At 62.5% G+C, this 1,375-nt stretch carries 1 protein-coding gene; it reads right to left on the bottom strand.

Annotation, left to right across the window (positions count from 1 at the left end):
- Nucleotides 1-1,358 (bottom strand): IS30 family transposase (locus tag AC1RUR_RS38310; protein ID WP_492853337.1); only part of this gene is annotated, 1,358 nt, incomplete at its 3' end.
- Between the last annotated feature and the right edge of the window lie 17 nt (nucleotides 1,359-1,375).

Here is a 1,375-nt window from a genome sequence, read left to right as displayed (position 1 = left end):
CTCGTCGCAACACCCTGTGTATCGCTCACTCGTAGCAATTGGTCGAGAGTTTCCGCCGGTGTTTTCCAACCTAGGGTTTTCCTAGGCCTGGTATTGAGCGCAAGAGCCACGGCCTCCAGGTCGCCGGCATTGTGCATGCTGAGATCGGTCCCTTTTGGAAAGTACTGGCGCAGCAATCCGTTGGTGTTCTCGTTGGTGCCGCGCTGCCATGGGCTGTGAGGGTCGCAGAAGTAGACCTGTACGCCCGCGTCGATCCTCAGACGTGCATGCTGAGCCAGCTCAGCCCCTTGATCCCAAGTCAGCGACCGGCGTAGCTGCTCGGGCATGGTACGAATTGCGCGAGTGATCGCGTCGCGTACTGCCTCAGCGCCATGTCCGGCAAGTGCAGATCCTTGCTTCACTCCAGCCTGTTCCTGGCCCGTCATGCGCGGCAGATGCAGCAGAATGGTAAAACGGGTCGTGCGCTCCACCAAGGTGCCGATCGCAGAGCTTCCAAGACCGATAATGAGATCACCTTCCCAGTGGCCAGGCACGGCTCGATCGGCGGCCTCCGCCGGACGTTGACTGATCATGATCTCGGAAGGAATGAAGCTTCTGCCTTTACGGGCGCGCGCCCTCGGCATCCGCAACACCCGCCCGGTGCGCAAGCAGGCCGTCAGTTCGCGACGCAAAGCTCCCCGACCCTGCACATAAAGCGCCTGATAGATCGCCTCGTGACTGATGCGCATCGTCTCATCCTCGGGAAAGTCGAGCCGAAGTCGCCGGGAAATCTGTTCCGGGCTCCATGCCCTCGCCCAGCGCCGGTTTTGCCGATGTATCGCCCGGCGCCCCTTCCACACGACCTTCGGACCAATGAGGAGTTCCCCGTCCGGCTTGGCGATCATACCGGCAAGCCTGTCCTGCACATAATCCCGCAGGGCCGGATTGATTGCCAACTTCGCCAACTTGGGCCGTCGGGCAGACCGATCAGCATGCCATTGTGCCGTGGTCGCTCGATACTCTGGAGCGCCGTGGCGGCGCGCCATATTGCGCCGGAGTTCGCGAGAGATCGTACATGCAGGCCGACCGAGCCGACGAGCTATGGCTCGCACCCCATGACCCTGCGCACGCAAGATGGCGATCTCCTCACGTTCGGTGAACGAGAGGTAGCGCTCGGATGGAGGCTTTGACGACTGCGACAAATGTGTTGGCGGCATACCGCCCGCCCTCCGGAACCAGCGTACTCCGACCGCCGGCGACACCCCGGCCTCAACCGCAGCATCCGCGCTCGATCGCCCCGAGGCAATCGCAGCCCAGAACGGTCTACCATTCTCTCGCAGGGCCTCTCGAGGGCGACCTGTCCGCACACGGTTCTCCATCGCAACCTCCTTCGCTG

Source organism: Bradyrhizobium sp. GW821-FHT12B03 (assembly GCF_058807535.1).
The sequence above is the reverse complement of the archived record's forward strand: the minus strand, read 5'-3'. Positions and strand labels throughout refer to the sequence as shown.